Source organism: Erythrobacter sp., from assembly GCF_038133525.1.
Classification (GTDB): domain Bacteria; phylum Pseudomonadota; class Alphaproteobacteria; order Sphingomonadales; family Sphingomonadaceae; genus Qipengyuania.
In genome coordinates this window covers 1-1,603 of sequence record NZ_JAYPTL010000182.1, presented here as the reverse complement: position 1 = coordinate 1,603, position 1,603 = coordinate 1, and the positions used below count along the sequence as shown (strand labels likewise).

Annotated in this window: 2 protein-coding genes; both read left to right on the top strand. The window is 62.9% G+C overall.

Going from position 1 to position 1,603, the window contains the following annotated elements:
- Positions 1–1,145: site-specific integrase (locus AAFM29_RS17795; RefSeq protein WP_341714039.1), on the top strand; the 1,145-nt coding region annotated here is incomplete at its 5' end.
- Positions 1,146–1,395: 250 nt separating this feature from the next.
- A partial coding sequence (locus AAFM29_RS17790; RefSeq protein ID WP_371830771.1) for a hypothetical protein occupies positions 1,396–1,603 on the top strand: 208 nt, incomplete at its 3' end.

The following is a 1,603-nucleotide window of genomic DNA, read 5'->3' as shown; positions in this document are numbered from 1 at the left end:
AGGCCGCTGCAGCCAATCTGGACGGGAAGGCGGACTTCGTCCCATCCGACGCGGCCCTGCTGGATGCCCCGGCAGACCCCGGCGAGAAACCCGAAGGCCGAACGCTCGACGCCCTTATCACGGCTTACGAAGCCGATAAGGCCCCCGGCTGGAGCGGATCGACGAAGAAAGCCAAGCCCGCCGTCTTCCGGCTCCTGCGTGACGTCTTCCCAGATCGAACGGTCGCGAGCATCACCCGTGAGGACGCAAGGGACGTTGTCGAGGTTCTGAGGGAACTGCCGACGCAGCTCGGCAAGCGGAAGGACCTGGCGGGACTGACGGGGCCGCCGGCGGTGGCGAAGGGCAGGGCGAGACACCTGCCGACCATTTCGCCGAAGACAATCAATGACGGCTATCTCCTGCACATTGCTTCCCTGTTCAACTGGGCTAGGCGTGAGCAATGGATTGCATCAAGCCCGTTTGAGGGCCTTTCGGTCTATGATCCGGTGGACGATTCCGAACGCCGGGATCCTTTCACCACTGAGCAACTGAACACACTCTTCGCATCAGGGCCGTGGATTGCTCCATGGTCCCCCGACCGTGACAAGCCGGGGCGCTATTGGGTGCCGCTGCTGTGCCTGTACCATGGCCTGCGGAACGGCGAGGCGGCTGGTCTGCGGGTGGAGGACGTCGGCATGGATGGAGATATTCCGGTGATCCATATCCGGCCCTATGACACCCGCAAACTCAAGACAAAGGACGCCCGCGCTACGCTGGCGCTGCACCCTGAATTGATCCGGCTCGGCTTTATGCGTCATGTGGAAGCGCGTCGGGACGCCGGAGAGACCCTGCTGTTCCCCGAGGGTGCCGCCAATAGCCGAGGGCAGGTTGGGGCGAAGCTGGGCGAGCGGTTCAGCGCGCATGTGAAGAAGCTGGGGCTGGAAGGCCGGAAGCTGGGCATGCACTCGTTCCGGCATTGCTTCGAGGATCGACTGCGCGAGGCAGAACTGCCCGAGCGGACGGCTCTGGCGCTGGCACGACGAACGGAACCCGGCTCCAGCCGCATCTATGGCGATGGGCTTTCCATGCGCCAGAAGGCCGAGGCCGTCGCGAAGATCCGCTATCCGGGGCTGGACCTGTCGCATCTGCGGGATAGTCAGAAATGACGCCGTCTTGCCGTCTTTTTCGGTAGGCCTGCCCATTCCGGCACCTCCGGTCCCCTTTCGTCTGCCCCTTCCGATTTTATCGGCAAGACGGGCACATTTTCAGGGATGCCGGGGCTGCGGGCTGAGTTGATCCAATCTCACTAGCTATGGGTGGTGGCGCGTCCATCGATGCTGCTACCCCCAAACAGATTGGGGGTTGTGAGCGGTAACTGGGCGCGGGCACTAACTCCCACAGTTCATCTGCGGGAGAGTGAGGCGCACCGCACTCACGCACACCTTCAATGACCAGCAGCTTCGCCATGTGATGATCGACGGGGAGCCTTGGTTCGTCGCTGTCGATGCCTGCCGATGCCTTGACCTGAATGTGGAGAAGGGAACCACGCACCACCTGCGCAAGCTGGATGGCGACGAGAAGCGTATCGCTAGGCGGCAGGATTACCCCGTACTCGATACGGGGA